13 protein-coding genes are annotated in these 22,700 nt (G+C 70.7%); 10 read left to right on the top strand and 3 right to left on the bottom strand.

Annotated features, from left to right (window positions below; translation table 11 throughout):
- Window positions 1–24: 24 nt before the first annotated feature.
- The 3 genes from OG714_RS15645 to OG714_RS15635 all read left to right on the top strand — a co-directional run bounded on the left by OG714_RS15645 (window position 25) and on the right by OG714_RS15635 (window position 5,773).
- Window positions 25–2,442: an ATP/GTP-binding protein gene (locus tag OG714_RS15645; protein WP_406121501.1), complete on the top strand. Its 2,418-nt coding sequence runs from the start codon at window positions 25–27 to the stop codon at window positions 2,440–2,442.
- Window positions 2,443–2,558: 116 nt separating this feature from the next.
- Complete coding sequence (locus tag OG714_RS15640; RefSeq protein ID WP_406121499.1) at window positions 2,559–4,139, top strand: PucR family transcriptional regulator; 1,581 nt, start codon at window positions 2,559–2,561, stop codon at window positions 4,137–4,139.
- Between the two features lie 188 nt (window positions 4,140–4,327).
- Window positions 4,328–5,773, top strand: a complete 1,446-nt coding sequence (locus OG714_RS15635; protein ID WP_406131834.1) for an aldehyde dehydrogenase family protein — start codon at window positions 4,328–4,330, stop codon at window positions 5,771–5,773.
- A gap of 172 nt (window positions 5,774–5,945) precedes the next feature.
- Here OG714_RS15635 and OG714_RS15630 read toward each other — a convergent pair whose 3' ends face one another.
- Window positions 5,946–8,783 (bottom strand): glycoside hydrolase family 3 C-terminal domain-containing protein, encoded by a 2,838-nt coding sequence (locus OG714_RS15630; protein ID WP_406121498.1) that lies wholly within the window; start codon window positions 8,781–8,783, stop codon window positions 5,946–5,948.
- Window positions 8,784–9,074: 291 nt separating this feature from the next.
- Between OG714_RS15630 and OG714_RS15625 the strand changes: the two genes are divergently transcribed.
- The 7 genes from OG714_RS15625 to OG714_RS15595 all read left to right on the top strand — a co-directional run bounded on the left by OG714_RS15625 (window position 9,075) and on the right by OG714_RS15595 (window position 20,079).
- Window positions 9,075–10,766: an extracellular solute-binding protein gene (locus OG714_RS15625; protein WP_406121497.1), complete on the top strand. Its 1,692-nt coding sequence runs from the start codon at window positions 9,075–9,077 to the stop codon at window positions 10,764–10,766.
- Window positions 10,767–10,793: 27 nt separating this feature from the next.
- Window positions 10,794–11,828, top strand: coding sequence for an ABC transporter permease (locus OG714_RS15620; protein ID WP_406121496.1), 1,035 nt, complete (start codon window positions 10,794–10,796; stop codon window positions 11,826–11,828).
- Window positions 11,825–12,787: a carbohydrate ABC transporter permease gene (locus tag OG714_RS15615; protein WP_406121494.1), complete on the top strand. Its 963-nt coding sequence runs from the start codon at window positions 11,825–11,827 to the stop codon at window positions 12,785–12,787. The genes OG714_RS15620 and OG714_RS15615 overlap by 4 nt, the downstream gene beginning before the upstream one ends.
- A gap of 127 nt (window positions 12,788–12,914) precedes the next feature.
- Window positions 12,915–15,125 carry a 1,4-beta-glucanase gene (locus OG714_RS15610; protein WP_406121492.1) on the top strand — a complete coding sequence of 737 codons (2,211 nt, stop codon included), beginning with the start codon at window positions 12,915–12,917 and terminating at the stop codon, window positions 15,123–15,125.
- The gene (locus tag OG714_RS15605; protein ID WP_406121491.1) at window positions 15,125–17,095 is read left to right on the top strand and encodes a beta-galactosidase; all 1,971 of its coding nucleotides are present in this window, start codon (window positions 15,125–15,127) and stop codon (window positions 17,093–17,095) included. Before OG714_RS15610 ends, OG714_RS15605 begins: the two co-directional genes overlap by 1 nt.
- Window positions 17,092–19,329, top strand: coding sequence for a glycosyl hydrolase family 95 catalytic domain-containing protein (locus OG714_RS15600; protein WP_406121489.1), 2,238 nt, complete (start codon window positions 17,092–17,094; stop codon window positions 19,327–19,329). The genes OG714_RS15605 and OG714_RS15600 overlap by 4 nt, the downstream gene beginning before the upstream one ends.
- Window positions 19,330–19,365: 36 nt before the next feature.
- Window positions 19,366–20,079 carry a glycoside hydrolase family 12 protein gene (locus OG714_RS15595; RefSeq protein ID WP_406121487.1) on the top strand — a complete coding sequence of 238 codons (714 nt, stop codon included), beginning with the start codon at window positions 19,366–19,368 and terminating at the stop codon, window positions 20,077–20,079.
- A gap of 26 nt (window positions 20,080–20,105) precedes the next feature.
- Here the strand turns inward: OG714_RS15595 and OG714_RS15590 are convergent, their stop codons facing one another.
- Together OG714_RS15590 and OG714_RS15585 are read right to left on the bottom strand one after the other, a co-directional pair.
- A complete protein-coding gene (locus OG714_RS15590; protein WP_406121485.1) occupies window positions 20,106–20,492 on the bottom strand; it encodes a hypothetical protein in 387 nt (128 codons plus the stop codon).
- Between the two features lie 115 nt (window positions 20,493–20,607).
- The gene (locus tag OG714_RS15585) at window positions 20,608–22,665 is read right to left on the bottom strand and encodes a TIM-barrel domain-containing protein (RefSeq protein ID WP_406121484.1); all 2,058 of its coding nucleotides are present in this window, start codon (window positions 22,663–22,665) and stop codon (window positions 20,608–20,610) included.
- Window positions 22,666–22,700 lie beyond the last annotated feature (35 nt).

Genomic DNA, 22,700 nt, shown 5'->3' with positions numbered 1-22,700 from the left:
ACGGCTGGTCAGGGGGCAAGGGCGATGGACAGCGACGGGACGCAGGACGCGCGACACACACAGGCCAATCCTGTGCCGCGTCCGGCGCGGCCGCCGGAGGTACCGGCCATGCCGCCGCGGCCTGCGCGGACACCGGGTACGACGCCCGCGCCCGAACAGCCGCCGCGGTTCGCCCCGGCCGTCGCCGACTGGCTGAACGAGCCCCGGCCGGCCGCCGCACCCGGCATCTGGCGCTACGGATACCGCCCGCCCAAGGCCGACCAGGCATCGGCACGGCTCTCCCCGGTCGCGATCCTCGGTCTGCTGGTCCCCCTGGTGGTGGCGGTGATCGTGTGGTCCTTCTGGCGTCACGGTGCCGTTCCGTACCAGTGGGCCCTGCTCAAGCTGTTCACCCCGAGCGACTGGTGGTGGGCGGGAACGGTGTCTCCCAAGGGGAACCAGGGCGCGGACGCCATCAGCGTCTACGACGGTGCCTTCTTCGCCCTGCTCGTCTACGCCGTCGTCAGGCTGGGCGGCTGGCTCGAGATGGCCCGGCACGTGGTCGGCGGTCGCCCACAGCCCGCTCGCGCTCTGCTGGCGCTCGTCGGCGGTCTCATCGCGCTCAGCTTCGTCTTTCCCTCCGCGTTTCCCGGTGTCGGCTGGGAGCCACTGCCGGTCCAGGACCCGCTGTTCTCCCTTGTCGTCCTGATCGCCGGAGGCCCCGATCTCTTCCAGTCGGTGCTCTTCACCGACACGCTGTACGGACTCATCACCGCGCTGGTCCTGTGGCCCTTCGCCCGGCTCGGCGGCTGGTGGGCGCTCGCGAAGGAACGACTTGCCGCGCGCGGCCGTACGGGAGAGGGCGAGGCCCGGCCGGCGCCCGCCGCGGTGCTGCCCGCCCAGTGGCCCGAGCTGCGCGAGGCGGGCCAGCACGAGACGGCGGAGCTCCTCACCGCCGAAGTGCTCACCGGCCGTATGAACGACGTGGACTGCGCCCGGGTCGGTCACGCGTGGGAAACCGCCCGCAGGGAAGCGCAGTTGGCCGCCTTCAGTGACACGGTGCTGCGCAAGGGGGCGGCGGCCTGGGTCCACCCGTCCGGAGCCCGGGACCTGCCCGGCCGCGCCGCACTTCACGATCTGCTGGACGGACAGGTGCGCATCGGACAGTGGACGGCCGGGGACCGTACGCCGTCGGCCTACCGCGGCGCGGGCACGGCCCTCGGCCCCGACGCACTCGGCACCTCGCTCCTCGTCGTGGGGCCGTCCGGCTCCGGCAAGACCAGGCATGTGGTCGCCCCGGTCGTCGAGTCCCTCGCCCTGCGGGCGCTGACCGGACAGTGTGCCGTCGTCGCGGTCTGCGCGGCCGGCACCCCGCTCGGCCCGGACTCGGCGTACGACGTCGTGGTGCGGATCGGGGACCCCGCCTCCGTCTACGACCTGGATCCCTACGCCGACACCACCGACCCCGACGCGGCCGCCGCGTTCCTCGCCGAGGGACTGGTCGGAGACCTCGACACCGCCGGCGCCCAGCGGGCCGCGACCGCGCTCGCCCAGCTGCTCGGGCCGTATCGGGCGGTGTACGGCACCTTCCCGCCCCTGCCCGTCCTGCGGGAACTCCTGGAGGGCGAACCGTCGGCGCTCGACGCCCTGCGCCAGGCGCTGTCGGCGCCGGAGCACACCGGCCTGCGCCGCGATCTCGACGCCCGGGCCCGTCAGACCGGCGGCGCCGCCGACCCCGGTCCGGGGCTCGCCGACCGGCTCGCGCTGCTGGACCGGCCCGTGTTCGCCGACTTCTTCGGCACCGGCGACGCGGCCGTCCGGCCGTTCTCGCTGCGCGCCGTCGCCCATCACCCGCTGCGGGTCCGCATCGACGTGCCGGCCCACGGGCACGAGGAGGCCTCCCGGCTGATCACCCGGCTGGTTCTGGCCCAGTTCGACCACGTCGTGCACGACACCGGGCGCCGGCACTTCGCCTGTCTCGTCCTCGACGACGCCACCGGGACGGTGACCACCGAGTCCGTACGGCGCATGCAGCGTCTGCGCTCGCAGAACGCGGGCGTGCTCCTCGCCCTGCGCACGCTCGGCGACGTCCCCGAGGCGCTGCACGGACCGCTGCACGGAGCGGTCGGCTGCCGGATGGCCTTCTCGGGAGTCACGACCTGGGACGGCAGCCGCTTCGCCCACGCCTGGGGCACGGAGTGGGTGGAGACCCGGGACGTGGCCCAGCACACCGTCTTCGCGGACCAGCCGATGACCCGGGCCATCCACGCCTTGCGCAAGCTGGTGACGGGCCGGGCGGTGACGACGGAGGCCGTGACCGTACGGCAGGTCGAGCGGGAGCGGTGGTCCGCGTCCCAGCTCGCGCACGAGGTGCCGCCGGGGCACGCGGTGCTGTCGCTCACGACGGTCGAGGGGAAGCACACTCCGCCGTCACTGGTGGATCTGCGAGCCCCGGCCCTCTGAACCGGACATACAGACACACCCCGACCATACGGTGAGGCAGAATCGACACAGCCCGTTCATACGCGACGGCCAAAAGATCGCCGTGATCGTCTGTTCTTCCTCCAGCTGAAGGCCCCATGCCCCCCACGCTCGCCTCGCTCGTCCACCACTCCGCGCTCAAGCTCACCGTGCGCGCCGGCGAGGACCGGCTGGACGTGCCCGTCCGGTGGGCGCATGTCAGTGAGCTGGCGGATCCGGTGCCGTACATGGAGGGCGGGGAACTGCTGCTGACCACCGCCCTCAAGCTGGACGCGGACGACGCGAAGGCCATGCGGCGGTATGTGAAGCGGCTGGTGGGGGCGGGAGTCGTCGGGCTGGGGTTCGCCGTCGGGGTCAACTACGACGAGATTCCCAAGGTGCTGGTCGACACCGCCGAGCAGGAGGGGCTGCCGCTGCTCGAAGTACCCCGGCGCACCCCGTTCATCGCGATCAGCAAGGCCGTCTCCGCCGCGATCGCCGCCGACCAGTACCGCTCCGTCACCGCCGGATTCGCCGCGCAGCGCGAGCTCACCAAGCAGGCCCTCACCGACGGCCCGGAGGGACTCCTCGCCGCGCTCGCCGCGCAGGTCGACGGCTGGGCCGCGCTCTACGACGCGTCAGGCGCCGTCGTCGCCACCGCACCGGAGTGGGCGGGCCGCCGCGCCGCACGGCTCACGGCGGACGTGGAGCGGCTCCGGGACCGGCCCGCGCCGGCCTCCTCGGTGGTGGGCGGCCCGGACAACGAGGACCGCGTCGAACTGCACACCCTCGGCACCGGCCGCCGCCCGCGCGCCGCACTCGCCGTAGGGACGGAATCGGCGCTCGGGACGGCGGAGCGGTACGCCGTGCACTCGGCGATCGCGCTCCTGACCCTCACCACGGAACGCTCGCGGTCCCTTCAGGCCGCCCAGGAGCGGATCGGCGCGGCGGTGCTGCGGATGCTGCTCGCCGGGCACCCGGACCACGCCCGGGCAGTCGCCGGGGACCTGTACGGCGGGCTCCTCGACGCGCCGTTCCGGATCATCGTGGGGGAGTCGGCGGACGGTGAAGCCCTGGACGGGCTCGCCGAGGCCGTGGAATCGGCCGCCGCGCGGTCCGGGGAAGCCGTGCTCGTCGTGGCGGAAGGACCGGAACGGCTGGTCGTGCTGGCCGTGGACGGCGGCGCGGCCGTCGAGGCGTGCGGGGAGTACGCGGCGACGCGGGAGGGCGAGCGGGCCTCCTCGGCCACCGGGGAGCACACCGGTGATGAGGACGACCTGGTCGTGGGGCTCTCGGCGCCCGCCGGGCCCATCGCCGCGGCGGCCGCCTACAAGCAGGCCGAACAGGCGTTGTCCGTGGCGCGGAGGCGGGGGCGGGTGCTCGTCGAGCATGAGCAACTGGCCGCCGGGTCCGTGCTGCCGCTGCTCGCCGACGACGCGGTGCGCGCGTTCGCGGACGGGTTGCTACGGCCGCTGTCCGAGCACGATGCCACCGGGCGCGGGGATCTCGTCGCCTCGCTGCGGGCGTGGCTGTCCCGGCACGGGCAGTGGGACGCGGCCGCCGCCGACCTCGGGGTGCACCGGCACACCCTGCGGTACCGGATGCGGCGGGTCGAGGAGATCCTCGGGCGGTCCCTGGACGATCCGGACGTACGGATGGAGCTGTGGCTCGCGCTGAAGGCGACGGCCGCGGCGGAGTAGGCGGCACGGCATCTGCCGAACTGGAGTGTCCCGGCCCGGCACTGCTACGGCTCGGACAAACGCACCCCCGCTTCCCCGCACCTACCGTTGACCGAGAAGCACCGAGCAGCACCGAGAAACACCGAGTAGCACTGAGAACAAGCACCCCCAACGTGGAAGGGCCGGCACACGCAATGCCCAACGAAACTGTGGCAGTCACCCACGCCTTCTGGCTCGCCGGCCGCCAGGCCACCGGCGAGGACACCTTCGACGTCACCTCGCCCTGGGACGGACGCCTCGTCGGCAAGGTCAGCGTGCCGACCGACGCCCAGGTCGAGGAGGCGGTGGCCGCCGCGTACGCCGTACGGGACGAGTTCGCCGCGACCCCCGCCCACGTCCGCGCCGCCGCCCTCGACCACGTCAGCCGGCGTCTCGTCGAGCGCACCGAGGAGATCGCGCAGCTGATCTCCGCCGAGAACGGCAAGCCGATCAAGTGGGCGCGCGGCGAGGTCGGCCGCGCGGTGTCCGTGTTCCGGTTCGCCGCCGAGGAGGCCCGGCGCTTCAACGGCGGCGAGGCCCAGCGCCTCGACACCGACGCCGGCGGCCAGGGCCGGCTCGCGCTCACCCGGCGCTTCCCGAAGGGCGTCGTCCTCGGCATCGCGCCCTTCAACTTCCCGCTGAACCTGTGCGCCCACAAGATCGCCCCCGCGATCGCGGCCGGCGTGCCGATCATCCTCAAGCCGGCCCCGGCCACCCCGCTCTCCGGCCTGATCATCGGCGACCTGCTCGCCGAGACCGAGCTGCCCACCGGCGCGTGGAGCGTCCTGCCGGTCGCCAACGACCACATGCCCGCCCTCGTCCAGGACGAGCGGCTGCCGGTGATCTCCTTCACCGGTTCGGAGAAGGTCGGCTACGCGATCATGGACTCGGTGCCGCGCAAGCACTGCACCCTGGAGCTGGGCGGCAACGGCGCGGCCGTGGTCCTCGGGGACTACTCCTCCGACGCCGACCTCGACTGGGCCGCGACCCGCATCGCGACCTTCTCCAACTACCAGGGCGGCCAGTCCTGCATCTCCGTGCAGCGGGTCATCGCGGACGCCTCCGTCTACGACCGGCTGCTCCCGCGCATCGTCGCCGCCGTCGAGGCCCAGGTCACCGGCGACCCGAGCGACGACAAGACCGACGTCGGGCCGCTGGTCAGCGAGGCCGCCGCGCAGCGCGTCGAGTCGTGGGTGCAGGAGGCCGTCGAGGCGGGCGCCACCCTCCTCACCGGCGGCAAGCGCGACGGCGCCTCGTACGCGCCGACCGTCCTCACCGACGTACCGGCCGATACGACGATCTCCTGCGAGGAGGTCTTCGGGCCGGTGCTGACCGTGACGAAGGTGGACGGCGAGGCCGCCGCCTTCGCCGCCGCCAACGACTCCAAGTACGGCCTCCAGGCAGGGGTGTTCACGCACGACGTGCAGGTCGCCTTCCGCGCCCACCGCGCGCTCGAAGTCGGCGGTGTCGTGATCGGCGACGTCCCGTCCTACCGCGCCGACCAGATGCCGTACGGCGGCGCCAAGCAGTCCGGTGTCGGCCGCGAGGGCGTCAAGTTCGCGATGGACGACTACACCTACGAGCGGGTGCTGGTCCTCACGGGCCTCGCGCTCTGACCGCCCGCCAGGTGAACACGGTCGTTCTGACCGTTCTCTCACCCAGCGGCCCTAGCTAATGGGATCCATTTTCATATAGCCTCCCCGAAGGGGCCCGGCACCGATGCCTTCCGGTGCCGGGCCCCTTCATTGCCGCCGGCCTTTTCGGACTGGCGTCGGCCTCTCCGGACCCTCAGCCGGAGAAGCCGACGTGCGCGAGCCGCAAGGGCCCGCGCAGCCTGAGGTGCACATCGTGCACGCCCTCGGCGACGATCACGGCGCCGAGCGTGGTGTAGTCGTACGGGCCCGACGTCGGCGCCGGCAGGGCGAGTTGGGCGAGCGCCGGGCCACCGTCCAGGGACAGTTCCACGACCCCCTCGCCCGCCACCTCCACGGTCACCTCCGTGACACCGGCGCCGAAGTCGCAGTGCCGGTAGACCAGTTCGGCCGTACCGCCCTGTGCCGGGGTCACCGCGTCGCCCGCCGCCTTCGCGCGGTCGACGATCTCGCCGCCCGACTGTTCGTCGAAGTCGGCCGCGTCCAGGCCGTGTTGGAGGAGGGGGCGGGGTGCCGCGGGCTCGCCGTCGAGCGTCACCGTCGTACGGAGGCGGATGTCCTCGCTGGAAGCGCCGACGAGCAGGTCGTAGGTGCCGGGTTCGAGGCGGTGGCCACCCCGGGCCACGTCCCAGAACTCGAAGACGGACAGCGGGAGTCGGAAGTCCAGCTCGGCCCGCTCGCCCGGTGCCAGCGTCACCCGCCGGTGCGCCACGAGTTCGCGGCGCGGGCGCGGGACCGACGGGTCGGCGGCGCGCGTGTACAGCTGCGCCACCTCGTCTGCCGTCACATCGCCGGTGTTGGTGACCGTGAACCGCACGTGCACCGCGCCGAGTTCGACCCGTGCCGTCAGGTCGCCGTAAGCGAAGGACGCGTACGACAGGCCGTGGCCGAAGGGGAACAGGGGCGTGCCCTCGAAGTAGAGATACGTCTGGCGGCCGCCGATCACGTCGTAGTCGAGGAGGTCGGGCAGGTCGGTGTCGGCGGCGTACCAGGTCTGGGGGAGGCGGCCGGCGGGGGAGACGTCGCCGGCGAGGACGCGGGCCAGGGCGGTGCCCGCCGCCTGGCCGCCGTGGGCGGTCCACAGGATCGCGGGGAGTTCGGCGGGGTCGACCGTGTACGGGTACGCGGAGACCAGGGCCAGGACCGTGTTCGGGTTGGCGGCGCGGGCCGCGCGCAGCAGGCGCCGCTGGTGGGCGGGGAGTAGGAGTGTCGTACGGTCCTCGGTCTCGCGGCCGTTGATGTGCGGGTCGTTGCCCGCGACGACGAGCACCACGTCCGCCGCCTCCGCGACCCGGGCCACCGCGTCCTCGCCGCGCTCGGCGATCACCAGCTCGAAAACTTCCGCGCCCTCTTCGGCAACCTTCACGCCGTCGGCGGCGACAGAGACGTGGCGACCCGTACCGATGTGCAGCAGGAGGTGACCGTTCTCGTGGGGTTCCAGGCGGAATGTCTCCTGGACGACCCAGCCTCCGGGCTGGTCGGCGGAGGCGCGGACGTAGCCGTCGTCGGCGACCGAGAGGTAACGGCCGTCGGGGGCGCGGAGGGTGAGGACGCCCTCGCCCCAGTCGACGAGGGCGAGTTCGGTGCCGGTGTCGTCCGTGGTGAGCGGCGGGAGGTCGGTGCGGCCGGCGAGGAGGGCGGGGTCCAACGCGCCCTCGGCGCCGCGTACTTCGTCGGGCCCGTCCGCCAACGGGACGTGCAGGAAGGTGCCTTGGGAGCTGCGCAGCCGGACCCGGTCCACGCCCTCCGCGAACTCGACGCGCTCGGCGCCGAACCGCTCGTACAGACCCTCCAGCGGAGTGGAGCGGTGGATCAACGTGCCGCTGTACCAGTCGAGTTTGCACTCGTCCGCGAGCAGACCGACGACGGCGAGACGCGTGTCGTGGGCGAGGGGCAGCAGGTCGTCGTCGTTCTTGAGGAGGACCACCGCCTGCTCGGCGGTTTCCTGGGCGAGGGCCCGGTGGGCCGGGGTGTCGAAGTCCTTGATGTCGGCGTGCGGGTCGTGCGCCGGGTCGAACTCGCCGAGCCGGAACCGGACCGAGAGCTGCCGGCGGACCGCCGTGTCGAGGTCCGCCTCTGTCAACAGGCCCTGGTCCAGGGCGCCTTGGACCCGCGCGACGATCGTCGAGCCGTCCGTGCCGTGGTCGGTGAAGCTGTCCACACCGGACAGCAGCGAGGCCGCCGTCGCTTCCTCGTGGGTGTCGAAGTAGTGCTCGGAGTCGACCAGGTTGGAGGGCGCGCCCGCGTCCGAGCAGACGAGGAGGTCCTCGTCGGTCCAGGTGCGCAGATGCTCGCGCAGATAGGGCGAGACGTGGTTGGGGCGGCCGTTGACCAGGTTGTACGCGGGCATCACACCAGCCACCGTGCCCGCCTCGACCGTCTCGCGGAACGCGCGCAGGTCGTACTCGTGCAGCACGCGCGGGCGGACGGAGGAGGACGAGACGGCGCGGCCCGTCTCGTTGTTGTGCGCCAGCCAGTGCTTGAGGACGGGCGCGGTGCGCCAGTACGTTGGATGGTCGCCGCGCAGGCCGCGCGTGTACGCGGTGGCGATCGCCGAGGTCAGCTTCGGGTCCTCCGAGTAGCCCTCCTCGTTACGGCCCCACAGCGGGTGGCGCAGCAGGTTCACCGTGGGGGCCCAGACGTTGAGGCCGACGCGGTCGTCGCGGGCGCGCATCGCGCGGACCTCCTTGGACACCGCGTCGCCGACCCGTCGTACGAGATCCTCGTTCCAGGTCGCGCCCAGGCCCACCGCCTGCGGGAAGACCGTCGCCGGGCCCATCCACGCGACGCCGTGCAGGGCCTCCTGGCCGGTGCGGAACGCGGCGACGTCCAGGCGCTCCACGGCGGGCGCGTACTGGTGCAGGAATCCGACCTTCTCGTCGAGGGTGAGCCGCGCCAGCAGGTCGTCGATGCGCTTCGCGAACGGCAGGCGCGGATCGCGGAAAGGCGGCGTAGGCGGCGTTTGTGCGGTCACGTGGGGTTCCCCTTGCGATGGAGCGGCGCGGCTCTTTCGAAGCGCTTCGATGCTGATTCGATGCGCGTCAGGTGTCAAGAGACCTTCACCGTTATTTCAAGCAGCACATACGGACAGGTCATGCCGCACACCTCGGAGGAATCTTGGGAGCGACCCTTGTGCACCCTTGGGTGTTCACTTAACCTCGCAGCAACATCGAAGCGCTTCGACTAAGTGCTCTGTTCCACTCAAGACACCGCAGCCGACGGCTCCACCGCCGGGTGTCCTGGTGCGCCATGAAGGGTTGACGCAATGACGCCGAACGCCTCCGCCGCCTCCGCTCCCAGCCGGAGAAGCTTCCTCGCCTCCACGGCGGTCGTCGCCGCAGCGGTGGCGGGAGGAGTACCGCTGCTCTCCGCCTGCGGGGCCTCGGACAGCGGCTCGGGCGGGGGCAGTTCGGAGGGCAAGGGCGTCAAGAAGCTGCTGCCCGCCTTCGTGGCCAGCAACGTGGTGACCCCGGACCTCGCGTCCAAGAACGGCTCCGCGATCGGCTTCTCCAGCAAGCTGGACCTCGCCACGCTGAAGACCTCGGTGCCGAAGAAGCTCGGCAAGGGCGGCAAGGTCTCCATCATGTCGCCGTTCTGGGGCTCCCCGCCGAAGAGCGACAACGCCTACTACAAGGCGATGAACAGCCTCATCGGCGTCGACGTGACCTGGCAGAACCAGGACGGCAACACCTACGACCAGAAGCTCGGCGCGGTGCTCGCCTCCAGCGACATCCCGGACGTCGTGGTCGTCCCCGGCTGGAACATGGGCGGCAAGATACCCAGCGCCATCATCGGCAAGTTCGCCGACCTCGGCCCCTACCTCGCCGGCGACAAGGTCAAGGACTACCCGAACCTCGCGGCGATCCCGTCCGACGCCTGGCAGCGCTGCATCTTCGGCGGCGCGCTGCGCGGACTGCCGATGCCGTCCTCGTACGTCCCCAACATCGTGCCGCTCTACCGCAAGGACATCTTCGACAAGGAGGGGTACGAAGTCCCCGCCTCCGCCGACGAGTTCATGGCCCTGGCCAAGGAGATCACCAACGCCAAGGCCAAGCGCTGGGCCTGCCTGGACATGAAGTGGACCGCGTTCAACGCCTGGGGCGTGCTCTCCGGCAGCGAGAAGTCGCTCGGCTGGAACCTCGTCGACGGCAAGCTGATCAACCGCATCGAGACGCAGGAGTATCTCGAAGCGCTGGAGTGGACCCGCAAGCTGTTCGCCGCCGGATACGTGCACCCCGACGCCAAGTTGGGCAAGAGCGCGGCCACCGACCCGGGCCCCAAGTTCGCGGCCGGCGAGTTCCTCATCTACAACCAGGACATCTCGCAGTGGTGGAGCCGTACCGCCGAACAGGCCACGCAGAACCCGGACTACAAGATCTGGGGCATGGACATCTTCGGCCACGACGGCGGCGACCCGACGTTCTGGGCGGGCGAACCGGCCAACATCTTCGCCTTCGTCAGCAAGAAGGCCTCCGAGTCCGTGATCCGTGACGCGCTGGCCGTCGCCAACGTCACCGCCGCGCCGTACGGCACCAAGGAGTACATGCTCACCAACTACGGCGTGGAGGGCACCCATTACACCGTCAAGAACGGTGTCCCCACCAAGACCGACCAGGGCAACAACGAGGTCATCAACGCCTACGTGATGGTCGCCAGCCCCGCCGCGACGATCGCCCACCCCGACTTCTCCGAGGTCGCCAAGGCGCAGGTCGAGTGGCAGCAGCGGATGGGCGCCTTCACAAAGAAGTCGAGCTTCTACGGCCAGCAGATCACCGAGCCGAGCCGCTACACCAACCTCTCCAACGACTTCGAGCAGTTGGAGGACGACATCACCCGCGGCCGCAAGAAGATCAGCGACATGCAGCAGGCCGTCTCCGACTGGAAGAGCAAGGGCGGCGACAAACTCCGCGACTGGTACCAGAAGTTGCTCGACGACAACGGCACGGCGGCGAGCTGACCGGGCGCTGAGGCAAGGAGAACGGCCGTGTCCCACAGCACGGTGCCTCGGAGCAGGGCCGAGGCCGACACGACGGGCAAGACCCCGGTGGCGTCCGGCGGCGCCACCGGCTCCCGGCAGAACAAGCCCAAGGCAAAGGTGAGTTGGCGGCTCAGGTTCAGACGCGACCGCGTCCTGCTCCTGATGACCCTGCCGGCGATCCTGCTCATCCTGGTCTTCAACTACCTGCCGATCCTGGGCAACATCGTCGCCTTCGAGGACTACGACCCCTACGTCAGCGACAACGGCATCGTCTCGATGCTGCACAGCCCCTGGGTCGGCCTGGAGAACTTCCAGCAGATCTTCGCGGACTCGTCCTTCTGGAACGCCGTACAGAACACGCTCGTTCTGTTCTTCCTCCAACTCATCCTGTTCTTCCCGATCCCGATCCTGCTCGCGCTGCTCATCAACAGCGTGGTCAGGCCCCGGGTCCGCGCGCTCTCACAAGCGATCCTCTACCTCCCGCACTTCTTCTCCTGGGTGCTGGTCATCGCCGTCTTCCAGCAACTGCTGGGCGGGGCGGGGCTGTTCTCGCAACTCCTGCGGCAACACGGGTTCGACGGCCTCGACGTCATGACCGACCCCGACACGTTCAAGTTCCTGATCACCGCGCAGAGCGTGTGGAAGGACGCGGGCTGGGGGATCATCGTCTTCCTCGCCGCGCTGTCCTCCGTCAGTCCCGATCTCTACGAGGCCGCCGCGATGGACGGCGCGGGGCGCTGGCGCCGGATGTGGCACGTCACGCTGCCCGCGCTACGACCGGTGATCGCGCTGCTGTTGGTCCTCCGCGTCGGTGATGCGCTGACCGTCGGCTTCGAACAGATCCTGCTCCAACGCGACGCCGTGGGACCGGGAGCGGCGGAGGTCCTCGACACCTTCGTCTGGTGGAACGGCGTCCGCAACCAGGACTTCGGCTACGCGGCCGCCGCCGGACTCGTCAAGGGCGTGATCAGCCTCGGCCTGGTCCTCGCCGCGAACAAAGTGGCCCACCTCATGGGCGAGCAGGGGGTGTACAAGAAGTGACCGCCGTCATCGACCAACCCGTCGGGCCCGCCGAGTCTGCCAAGTCCGTACGGCCGCCCGGCCGTTGGGCCGCGCCGCCCCGGCCGACCTGGGAGGAGGAACCCGGCAAGGTCGGGCTCGCGGGCAAGGGACTCGTCCTCACGCTCGCCTGTCTCGCCATCCTCTTCCCGCTGTGGATCGTCCTCGTCACCAGCCTCTCCTCACGCAAGACCATCGACCAGGCCGGCGGGCTCGTCATGGTGCCCAAGGGCATCACCTTCGTCGCCTACCGGGAACTCCTCAGCGGCGGCCAGGTCACCCGCGCGGCGGTCATCAGCGTCCTCATCACCGTCGTCGGCACGGCGTTCTCGATGGCGGTGTCCGTCCTCTGTGCCTACGGCCTCTCGCGTATCGGGTCGCTGGGGCACCGGTGGATCCTGATGATGATGCTGGCCACGATGTTCTTCAGCGCCGGGCTCATTCCGACGTATCTGCTGGTGCAGTCGCTCGGCCTGACCGACAGCTATCTCGCGCTGATCCTGCCCAGCGCGCTCAGTGTCTTCAACATCCTTGTGCTGCGCGGGTTCTTCATGGGGATCTCGCAGGAACTCATCGACAGTGCGCGGATCGACGGCGCCGGTGACTTCCGGATTCTGTGGGTGATCGTGATGCCGTTGTCGCGGGCGGTGCTCGCCGTCATCACGCTCTTCTACGCCGTGGGGTACTGGAGCGCCTGGTTCAACGCCTCGCTGTATCTGAACGACCAGGACATGATGCCGTTGCAGAACGTCATGATCCAGTTGGTGCAGAAGCAGGAGGCTCCGGTGGGGCTTGGTCAGGCGATCAAGACGGGGGAGTTGTCGGGGCTTGCCGTGCAGATGGCGGTCATGGTGATGGCGTTGTTGCCGGTGGCCGTGCTCTCGCCGTTTGTACAGCGGCATTTCAAGAAGGGGATGCTTACCGGCGCCGTCAAGGGCTGAATCGGTTGTCTTTTGTCTGCGGGTGAGTGGGGTCTGGTCGCGCCCACGCGGCGGAGCCGCAAATCGATACAGCCCCGCGCCCCTTAAGTGTCTCTCCTTACCCCATCTCATACAGCGAGGTATGTGCATGCTTGCGTCCCGAGTGAGCCGCCGGGCCGTTCTTGCCGGGACTGCGGCCGCCGCCGCGCTCACCGCCGTGCCGGGTGTCGCCGCGAAGGCACATGCGGCGGAAACCCCCTCCTACCGCTGGCGCAATGCCGTAATCGGAGGCACTGGATTCGTCACCGGTGTGTTGTTCCACCCCTCCGTCCGCGGCCTCGCCTACGCCCGTACCGACATCGGCGGCGCTTACCGCTGGGACGATCGGACCGCGCGCTGGACCCCGCTCACCGATCAACTCGGGTGGGACGACTGGAACTTGCTCGGGGTGGAGGCGCTCGCCGTCGACCCCGCGCATCGGGACCGGCTGTATCTCGCCGTCGGCACGTACGCCCAGTCCTGGGCGGGCAACGGTGCCGTACTCCGCTCCGAGGACCGGGGTGCCACCTGGACCCGTACCGACCTCGCCGTGAAGCTCGGCGGCAACGAGGACGGGCGTGGTGCGGGGGAGCGGTTGCTGGTCGACCCGCGTGACAGTGACACCCTGTGGCTCGGTACCCGGCACGACGGGCTGCTCAAGTCGACCGACCGGGGCGCCACTTGGGCAGCCGTCAGCGGCTTCCCGGCGACCGCCAGTCAGAGCGGCCAGGGCGTCACCTTCCTCGTCGCCGTCGGGCGTGCCGTCTACGCCGGGTGGGGTGACGGCGACGGGAGCGCTGCCGCCGTCAACCTCTACCGCACCACCGACGGCACCACCTGGACGGCCGTCCCCGCGCAGCCCGCCGGCACCTCCGCCAAGGTCCCGATCCGGGCCGCGTACGACGTCCGCGCCCGCGAGCTGTACGTGACGTACGCCGACGCGCCCGGGCCCAACGGCCAGTCCACCGGCAGTGTGCACAAGTTGGCCGTCGCGAGCGGGACTTGGCGCGAGGTCACGCCGGTGAAGCCGGGCGGGACCACGTCCGACGGGTCCGCCGACACCTTCGGCTATGGCGGAGTCGCCGTCGACGCCCGTCGCGCCGGCACCGTCGTCGTCTCCACCAACAACCGCTGGGCGGCCGTCGACACCCTGTACCGGACCACCGACGGCGGCCGTACCTGGACGTCCCTCAAGGACGCCGCCGTCTTCGACGTGTCCGAGACTCCTTTCCTCAAGTGGGGTGCGGACCAGCCGAAGTTCGGCTGGTGGATCCAGGCCGTGGCCGTCGACCCGTACGACTCGAAGCACGTCGTCTACGGCACCGGCGCCACCCTCTACGGCACCCGTGACCTCACCCACTGGGCGCCGCGGATCCGTGGCCTGGAGGAGACGTCCGTGAGACAGCTGATCTCGCCCCCGGTCGGGGAGGCGCACCTGATCAGCGCCTCGGGGGACATCGGCGTGATGTACCACGAGCGGCTCACGGCGTCTCCGTCGCGCGGCATGGCGACGAACCCCGTGTTCGGGTCGGCGACGGGACTCGCGCAGGCCGCGGGCAGGCCGTCGTACGTCGTCCGCACGGGCTTCGGCGACAGCGGCAACGGTGCGTACTCCCGCGACGGCGGGCGGAGCTGGGCGCCCTTCGCTGCCCAGCCCGACATCGCCGGGGACCCACCGGGGCCGATCGCCACCAGCGCCGACGGCGGTACGCTGCTGTGGTCCTTCGTGCACTGGGACGGCACGAAGTACGCGACTCACCGCTCGGCGGACAACGGCGCGACCTGGTCCGAGGTCTCCTCCTTCCCGAAGGGCGCCACGCCGGTCGCCGACCCGGCCGACCCGGCGCTCTTCTACGCGTACGACACCGACACAGGAACGCTGTACGCCAGCACTGACAGTGGCCTTTCGTTCACTGCGCGTGCGAGTGGGCTGCCCGCCGGGGACAGCCAGTTCCAACTGGTCGCCGCGCCCGGCAGGTCCGGTGACCTGTGGCTGAGCGTCAAGTGGAACGGGCTCTACCGGTCCGTCGACGGGGGCGTCAGCTTCTCGAAGGTCGCCAGCTGCTGGGCCTCGTACACCCTCGGCTTCGGCAGGGCCGCCGCCGGTGCGGACTACCCCGCGATCTATCAGGTCGGCTCCACCGAGACCATCACCGCCGTCTACCGCTCCGACGACGAGGCGAAGACCTGGGTGCGCATCAACGACGATCAGCACCAGTGGGGTTGGACCGGGCAGGCCATCACCGGTGACCCGCGCGTCCACGGACGTGTGTACCTCGCCACCAACGGGCGCGGCATCCAGTACGGGGAGCGGATCTGATGCCTCAGCTCAGCGACGCCACCCGCGGGCGCGTCCTCTTCGGCGGTGACTACAACCCCGAGCAGTGGCCCGAGGAGACCTGGCACGAGGACGTCCGGCTGATGAAGGACGCCGGCGTCAACTCCGTCACCCTCGGCGTCTTCTCCTGGGCCAGGCTCGAACCCGAGCCGGGCGCACGGGAGTTCGGCTGGCTCGACCGGCTGATGGATCTGATGCACGCCAACGGCATCGGCGTCGTCCTCGCCACACCCACCTCCTCACCGCCCCCGTGGCTGGGACGCCTCCACCCGGAGACCCTGCCCCGCGACGCCGACGGCCGCATCGAATGGTGGGGCGGACGGCAGCACTTCTCGCACTCCAGCGCCGTCTACCGCCACCACGCAGCCGCCATCACCGAGGCCCTGGCCGCCCGTTACGGCAACCACCCCGCGCTCACGATGTGGCACATCAACAACGAGTACTGCACCTTCGACTACGGCGACGAGGCCGCCGTCGCCTTCCGCCGCTGGCTGCGCACCGAGTACGGCACGCTCGACGCCCTCAACTCGGCCTGGGGCACGGCATTTTGGAGCCAGGGCTACGACACCTGGGACGGCATCCTGCCGCCGCGCCACGCCCACTACCTCAACAACCCCACCCACGTGCTCGACTTCCGGCGCTTCACCTCCGACATGCTCCTGGAGTGCTACACCGCCGAGCGCGACATCGTCCGCCGGCACACCCCGCACATTCCGGTCACCAGCAACTTCATGCCGATGTGGGTGGGGCAGGACGGCTGGCGCTGGTCCGAGGAGGAGGACGTCGTCTCGGTCGACCTCTATCCCGATCCGCGTGATCCGCTCGGTGCCCAAAGTGCCGCGCTCGTCCAGGACTTGACCCGTTCGCAGGCGCGCGGCCCCTGGATGCTCATGGAACAGGCGGCCGGACCGGTCAACTGGCGCGGCGTGAACCACCCGAAGCCACGCGGCCTCAACCGCCTCTGGTCCCTCCAGGCCGTGGCCCGGGGCGCCGACGCCGTCTGCTACTTCCAGTGGCGCCAATCCCGGCAGGGCGCCGAGAAGTTCCACTCCGGGATGCTCAGCCACGCGGGGGAGCGGGGGCGTACGTTCCAGGAGGTCAAGCGGCTGGGCGCCGAACTCGCGCGCATCGGAGCCGAGGTGACGGACACTCGCATCACCTCCGACATCGCGATCCTGCACGACTGGAACGCCTGGTGGGCGGGCGCGCAGGACGGCCGTCTCTCCACCGAGGTCGACTATCCCGAGGTCCTGCGCGCCTGGCACCGCGCCCTCTGGGAGTCCCACCTCACCGCCGACTTCGCCCACCCCGAACACGACCTGTCCGCCTACAAGTTGGTCGTCGTCCCGCAGCTCTACCTCCTCACGGACACCGCGATCGACAACCTCCTCGCGTACGTCCGCGGCGGCGGCACCCTCGTCTCCGGTTTCCTCACCGGCATCGCCGACGAGGACGACCGCGTGCGTTCCGGCGGCATGGACGCCCGGCTCCGCGAACTGTTCGGCATCCGCACCCTGCACGAGTGGTGGCCGCTCGACGCGGGGGAGACCGTCGAGTGCGCGGGTTTCCGGGGGACGCTCTGGTCGGAGGAGATCGAGGCCGAGGACGACACCGTGGACGAGGTGATCCCGTACAAGGGCGGGGAGTTGGACGGCCTCCCCGCCGTCCTGCGCAAGGGCAGGTCCTGGTACGTCTCGACGCTCCCGGAACCGCACGCGCTGCGCGCCCTGCTCGCCCGTGTCGCCGACGGCGCGGGCGTCCGTCCGGTGCTGACCGGGCTCCCGTCGGGCGTCGAGGCCGTACGGCGCGGGGAGTTGCTGTTCCTGCTCAATCACGGCCGCGAACCGGTAACCGTCGAACTCCCGGGACCCCACCATGACTTGCTCACCGACATGACCACCGAGGGCGAGATCACCCTCGGCCGCTACGGCGCGGCGGTGCTGCGACCATGACAGACGAACCCGCATCCACCGACCCCTCGCCACCCGGCCTCGCGCACGCCACCTGGGAACCTCTCCCCGCCACCCGCTGGGAGGACGCCTTCCTCAGCGGCAACGGCCACCACGGCGTCCTTGCGTTCGGCGATCCGAATGACGATCGCGTCATCGTCACCCACCACACCCTCGTCCGCCCGAACGGCGCCGAACACGCCCGGCCCCCGCACCTGGCCGCCGAACTCCCCGCGCTCCAGGACCGGTTGCTCGCCGGCGACCTCACCGCCGCCGAGGAGTTCACGGACGACCGCCCGCTCCAGTGGGTGCAGCCCTTCCACCCGGCGTTCCAGCTACGGCTGCGCAGGCCGCCCGGCGCGGCAGGGCGCGACTACCGCCGTACCGTCGACTTCACCACCGGCGAGGTCGACGCCAGCTGTGGCGACTGGCGCAGCCGCGTCTTCGTCTCCCGCGCCGACGACGTGATCGTTCAGCACATCACGGCTCCCGACCTCACTCTCGACCTCGCCCAGGACCATCAACTTCCGGGAGCGCCGGCGGGGTTGGGTGTCGGCCACGGCACGCTCCTCACCTCCGACGGTGCCGTCCTCACCCTCCGGGTCCGCTACCCCGACAGCGACCGCGCGTACACCGGAGTCACCCTGGCCGTGGTCACCGGCGGCACAACACAGCTCACCTCGGGGGGAGTCCGGATCTCCGGGGCCGCCGATGTCCTCCTCCTCACCCGGGTCCGGCGCCACACCGGCGAGCTGGACGTCGTGGAAGAGTCCCGCGCGCTGGGGGAGTTGCTCGCCGACCGGCAGCAGCCCTACGGCGCCCTCCTCGACCGCCACCTCGCCCTCCACCGCACGGCCTACGCCCGTGTCACCCTCGACCTCCACGCCGACGAAGCCGAACGCGCCCTCCCCGGCGCCGAGTTGCTGAAGCGCACCCACAGCCCCGCCCTCCTCGAACGGCTCTTCGCCGCGGGCCGCTATCACCTCCTCTCCGCCAGCGGCCTGCTCCCGCCCCGGCTCACCGGACTGTGGACCGGCGACTGGAACACGGCCTGGTCAGGGGCGTTCACCAACGACGCGAACCTCAACCTCCAGACCGCGTCCGCCGCGAGCGCCGCCCTCCCCGAAGTCACCGACTCCCTCGCCTCCCTGATCCACCGTCAACTCGGTGACTGGCGGGAGAACGCCCGTGCCGCCTTCGGCGCCCGGGGTGTCGTCGCGCCCGCGCACACCGACGGGGAGTCCGGGCTGTCGTACCACTTCAGCCGCGAGTACCCGCTGCACCTGTGGACCGCGGGGGCGGACTGGCTGCTCAAGCCGCTGGTCGACCACGACGAGACGCGCGGTGCGCGCGATCCGCGTACCGCCGCCGCACTCGCCGAAGTCGCCCTGTTCTACGAGGACTTCCTCAGCCGCAGCGACCCCGAAGGGAACCTGGTAGTCGTCCCGTCCTACTCGCCCGAGAACCGTCCCGCGAACGCCAGTTGGGGCGCGATCAACGCGGCGATGGACCTCTCGGCCGCCCGGCACGCGCTCGACACGGCCGCCGCGTACCACCCGGACACGCCGGAGGCCCTCCGCTGGCGTGCGCTCGCCGACCGGCTGCCGCCGCACCGGGTCAACTCCGACGGCGCGCTTGCCGAATGGGCCTGGCCGGGCCTCGACGACACCTACGACCACCGCCACCTCAGTCACCTCTACGGTGTCTGGCCGCTCGACGAGATCAACCCCTACGACACCCCGCAGCTCGCCGCCGCCGCGCACCGCGCCCTCCAACTCCGGGGCGCCGAGAACGACTCCGCGCACGGGCACCTCCACCACGCGCTCGTCGCCGCCCGTCTCCGGGACGGTGAACGGGTCGCGCACGCCCTCGGCCAGGTGCTGGACGGAGACTTCTTCCACGCCTCGCTGATGAGCGCGCACTACCCGAACCGTGACGTCTACAACGCGGACGCCGCGCACACCCTGCCCGGCGTGGTCGTCGAGGCGCTCGTGCAGTCCACCCCGGACCGGCTGGTCCTGCTGCCCGCGCTGCCGGCGGCGTATCCGCACGGTCAACTCACCGGCGTACGCACGAGGTTCGGGGCGGAGGTCGATCTGAGCTGGGCGCCCCACTCCGCCACAGCGCTGATCCGGCCGTCCCGCACTCACCGCGTCGAACTCCGGACTTCCTCCGGCACGGAGCCGCTCGACCTCGTCGCCGGAGAAGACCGCGTCCTCACCCTGGGGGCGCGGTAGCCACTCGCAACTCCCCCCACCCATGGAAGGGACACCATGGCAACACGCAAGCCGGGCCGCGTCATCACGGCCGTTCTCGCCCCCGCCCTCGCGCTCGGCGCCACCGTCGCACTCGCCTCGGCCCCCGCCTCCGCCGCGGTCTGGAGCTCGTGCGCCCAGTACGGCAACACGACCCTGAACGGCTACACGCTCTACAACAACATCTGGGGCTCCGGCGCCGGCAGCCAGTGCATCTGGGCCAACTCCGGTACCAACTGGGGTGTCAACGCCAACCACCCCAACACCGGCGGCATCAAGTCCTATCCCAACGCCAAGAAGGTGATCAACAAGTCGATCACCTCGCTCGGTTCGCTCACCAGCAGCTACAACGTCACGGTGCCGTCGTCCGGCGCGTACAACACGTCGTACGACATCTGGGACACCAACTACGACTACGAGATCATGCTCTGGATGAACAAGACCGGAGCCGTCGGCCCGCTCGGCACCTCGCAGGGCACCCTCACCCTGGGCGGTCACACCTGGACCGTCTACAAGGGCAACAACGGCGCCAACGACGTGTTCTCGTTCGTGCGCACCTCCAACTCCAGCTCCGGCACGGTCAACGTCCTGCCGATCCTCAAGTGGATCAAGGACACCAAGGGCTGGTTCGGCAACGTGACCATCGGGGACCTGCAGTTCGGCTTCGAGATCACGTCCTCGTCCGGCGGCCTGGACTTCACCACCAACAGCGAGAGCGTCACCAGTAGTTGACCCACCCGGGCACCTCGGTGCTCCGCTCAGCCGCCCGGTCCTCGTACTCCGCGAGGGCCGGGCGGCGCCGCGACGAGCGCGGCGACCCAGCAGCCGAGGGCGGCCAACGCGAGGCCGTACACCGCCGGGTTGACGTAGCCGGGAACCGTTTCGGTGACGTAGCTGCCCCCGCCCGTCATCTCGCAGACGAACCTGAGCGGGACGAAGTCCACGGAGTAGTCCACGACTCGGGCGGCTCGGGGATCCTCCGGCCCGTCGACCTGCCCGTTGGTCGTACGGCAGGGCAGTGCCGGCGAGGAGTCGGCGCCGCCGTCCTCGGCCTGGACGAGCGCGCCCAGGACGCAGAGCAGACCCCACAAGTACAGGGCGAACGCGGCGAGGCCCGCAACAGTGGCGAGCTTGCGTAACACCATCGGAGGAGTCCAGCAGAACAAGATCGATACGGCTGTGACGGAGCCCACAGTTCCGCACAACGGAAGCGTCACGGCTCGGGCGGCCGTCCAGCCGGCCACCCGAGCCGTGAGGCCGCTACTCCGCCACCGGCAGCGTCGCCCCGTCCCGCAGGAACAGCGGTATCCGGTCCAGCGGGGCGTCGACCGTGACCGCCGTACCGCCCTCGTACGTCTCGCCCGTCCACGCGTCCGTCCACCACGCGCCCGCCGGGAGATACGCCGTACGGACCGTGGCGCCCGCTGTCAGCACCGGGGCGACCAGCAGGTCCGGGCCGAAGAGGTACGCGTCGTCGACCGACCAGGTCGCCGGGTCCCCGGGGAACTCCAGGAACAGCGGCCGCATCACCGGCAGCCCCTCCTCGTGCGCGGCACGCATCACGTCCAGGACGTACGGCGTCAGGCGCTCGCGCAGCCGCAGGTACTTCTCCAGGATCGGCAGGGCCCGATCGCCGTACGACCAGACCTCGTTGGGGCCGCCGGTCATGTCGGGGCCCAGCGGCATGCCCGGGTCGCGGAAGCCGTGCAGGCGCATCAGCGGGGACAGCGCGCCGAACTGGAACCAGCGGACCATGACCTCCTGGTACGCCGGATCGTCCGGGTCGCCGCCGTGGAAGCCGCCGATGTCCGTGTTCCACCAAGGGATGCCGGACAGCGCGGTGTTGAGGCCCGCGGCGATCTGGCGGCGCAGGGTCGGGAAGTCGGTGCCGATGTCACCCGACCAGAGCGCGGCGCCATGGCGCTGACTGCCCGCCCACGCCGAGCGGTTGAGGGTGATGATCTCCGACTCGCCCTCGGCCAGCAGCCCTTCGTGGAACGTGCGGGAGTTCTCCGCCGGGTAGAGGTTGCCGACCTCCAGGCCCGGGCCCGCCCAGTAGCGCAGGTTCTCCGGGAAACCCGGCTTCAGTTCGGGCTCGCAGGCGTCCAGCCAGAAGGCCGTGATGCCGTACGGCACAAGGTAGTTGTCGCGGATCTTCGACCACAGGAACTCCCGGGCCTCGGGGTTCGTGGCGTCGTAGAAGGCCACCTGGACCGTCGACGCGACCCCCTTGTCCGGCCAGTCGGCGTGGGCCATCGGGCCGTACTGCGTGCCGATGAGGTAGCCGCGCTGTTCCAGCACCCCGTGGTTCTCACTGAGCGGAGACACCGACGGCCAGACGCTCACCACCAACTTCACACCCAGCTCGTCCAGTTCACGCACCATCGCGGCCGGGTCCGGCCACTCCGCCGGGTCGAACTTCCAGTCGCCCAGGTGCGTCCAGTGGAAGAAGTCGCAGACGATCGCCGAGAGGGGCAGCTCCCGGCGCTTGTACTCCCTTGCCACGGCGAGGAGTTCGGCCTGCGTGCGGTAGCGCAGCTTGCACTGCCAGAAGCCCGCCGCCCACTTCGGCAGCATCGGCGTACGGCCCGTCACCGCGCTGTAGCGGCGCTGCCCGTCGGCCGGGTCGCCCGCGGTGATCCAGTAGTCGATCTGCCGGGCCGAATCGGCCACCCAGCGCGTGCCGTTGCCGGCCAGCTCCACGCGGCCGATCGCCGGGTTGTTCCACAGCAGGGTGTAGCCGCGACTGGAGACGAGCACCGGGATGCCGACCTCGGCGTTGCGCTGGACCAGGTCGAGGACCAGCCCCTTCTGGTCCAACTTCCCGTGCTGGTGCTGGCCGAGCCCGTACAGCCTCTCGTCCTCGTACGCGGCGAAGCGCTGCTCCAGGCGGTGGTGGCCGTTGCCGACCGCCGTGTAGAGGCGCGAGCCGGGCCACCAGAAGTGGGCGCGGGCCTCGGCGAGGAGTTCGCCGGAGTCGTCGGTACGCAGGAAGCGGATGAGGCCCTCGGCGTCGATCTCGACGGTCAACTTGCCGACGATCAGGGTCCCTTGCGCGTCCTCGATCTTGATGGTGGCCTCGGTGACCGGCGCCTCGTCCAGGAGGGCGCCGGGCAGCCCGTCGAGCAGCGGACCGCCGAGCCGGGCCCTGACGCGCACCGCGTCAGGCCCCCACGGTTCGATCCGTACGGTCTCCTGGCGCCCGCTCCACTCCAGCGCGCCGTCCCGCTCACGGAACGTTCCGACGGTGGGGGAGGACTGCGCGAGGCTGACCGCACCCGCGCCCTGGCTGAGCTGGTTTTCGGCAGGCTGATTCACGTGAGGGCTCCTGTGAGGAGTGCAGACATGGCGGT

It is taken from the genome of Streptomyces sp. NBC_00989 (genome assembly GCF_045162655.1).
Lineage (GTDB): Bacteria > Actinomycetota > Actinomycetes > Streptomycetales > Streptomycetaceae > Streptomyces.
This window is presented reverse-complemented; position numbering and strand designations above follow the sequence as displayed.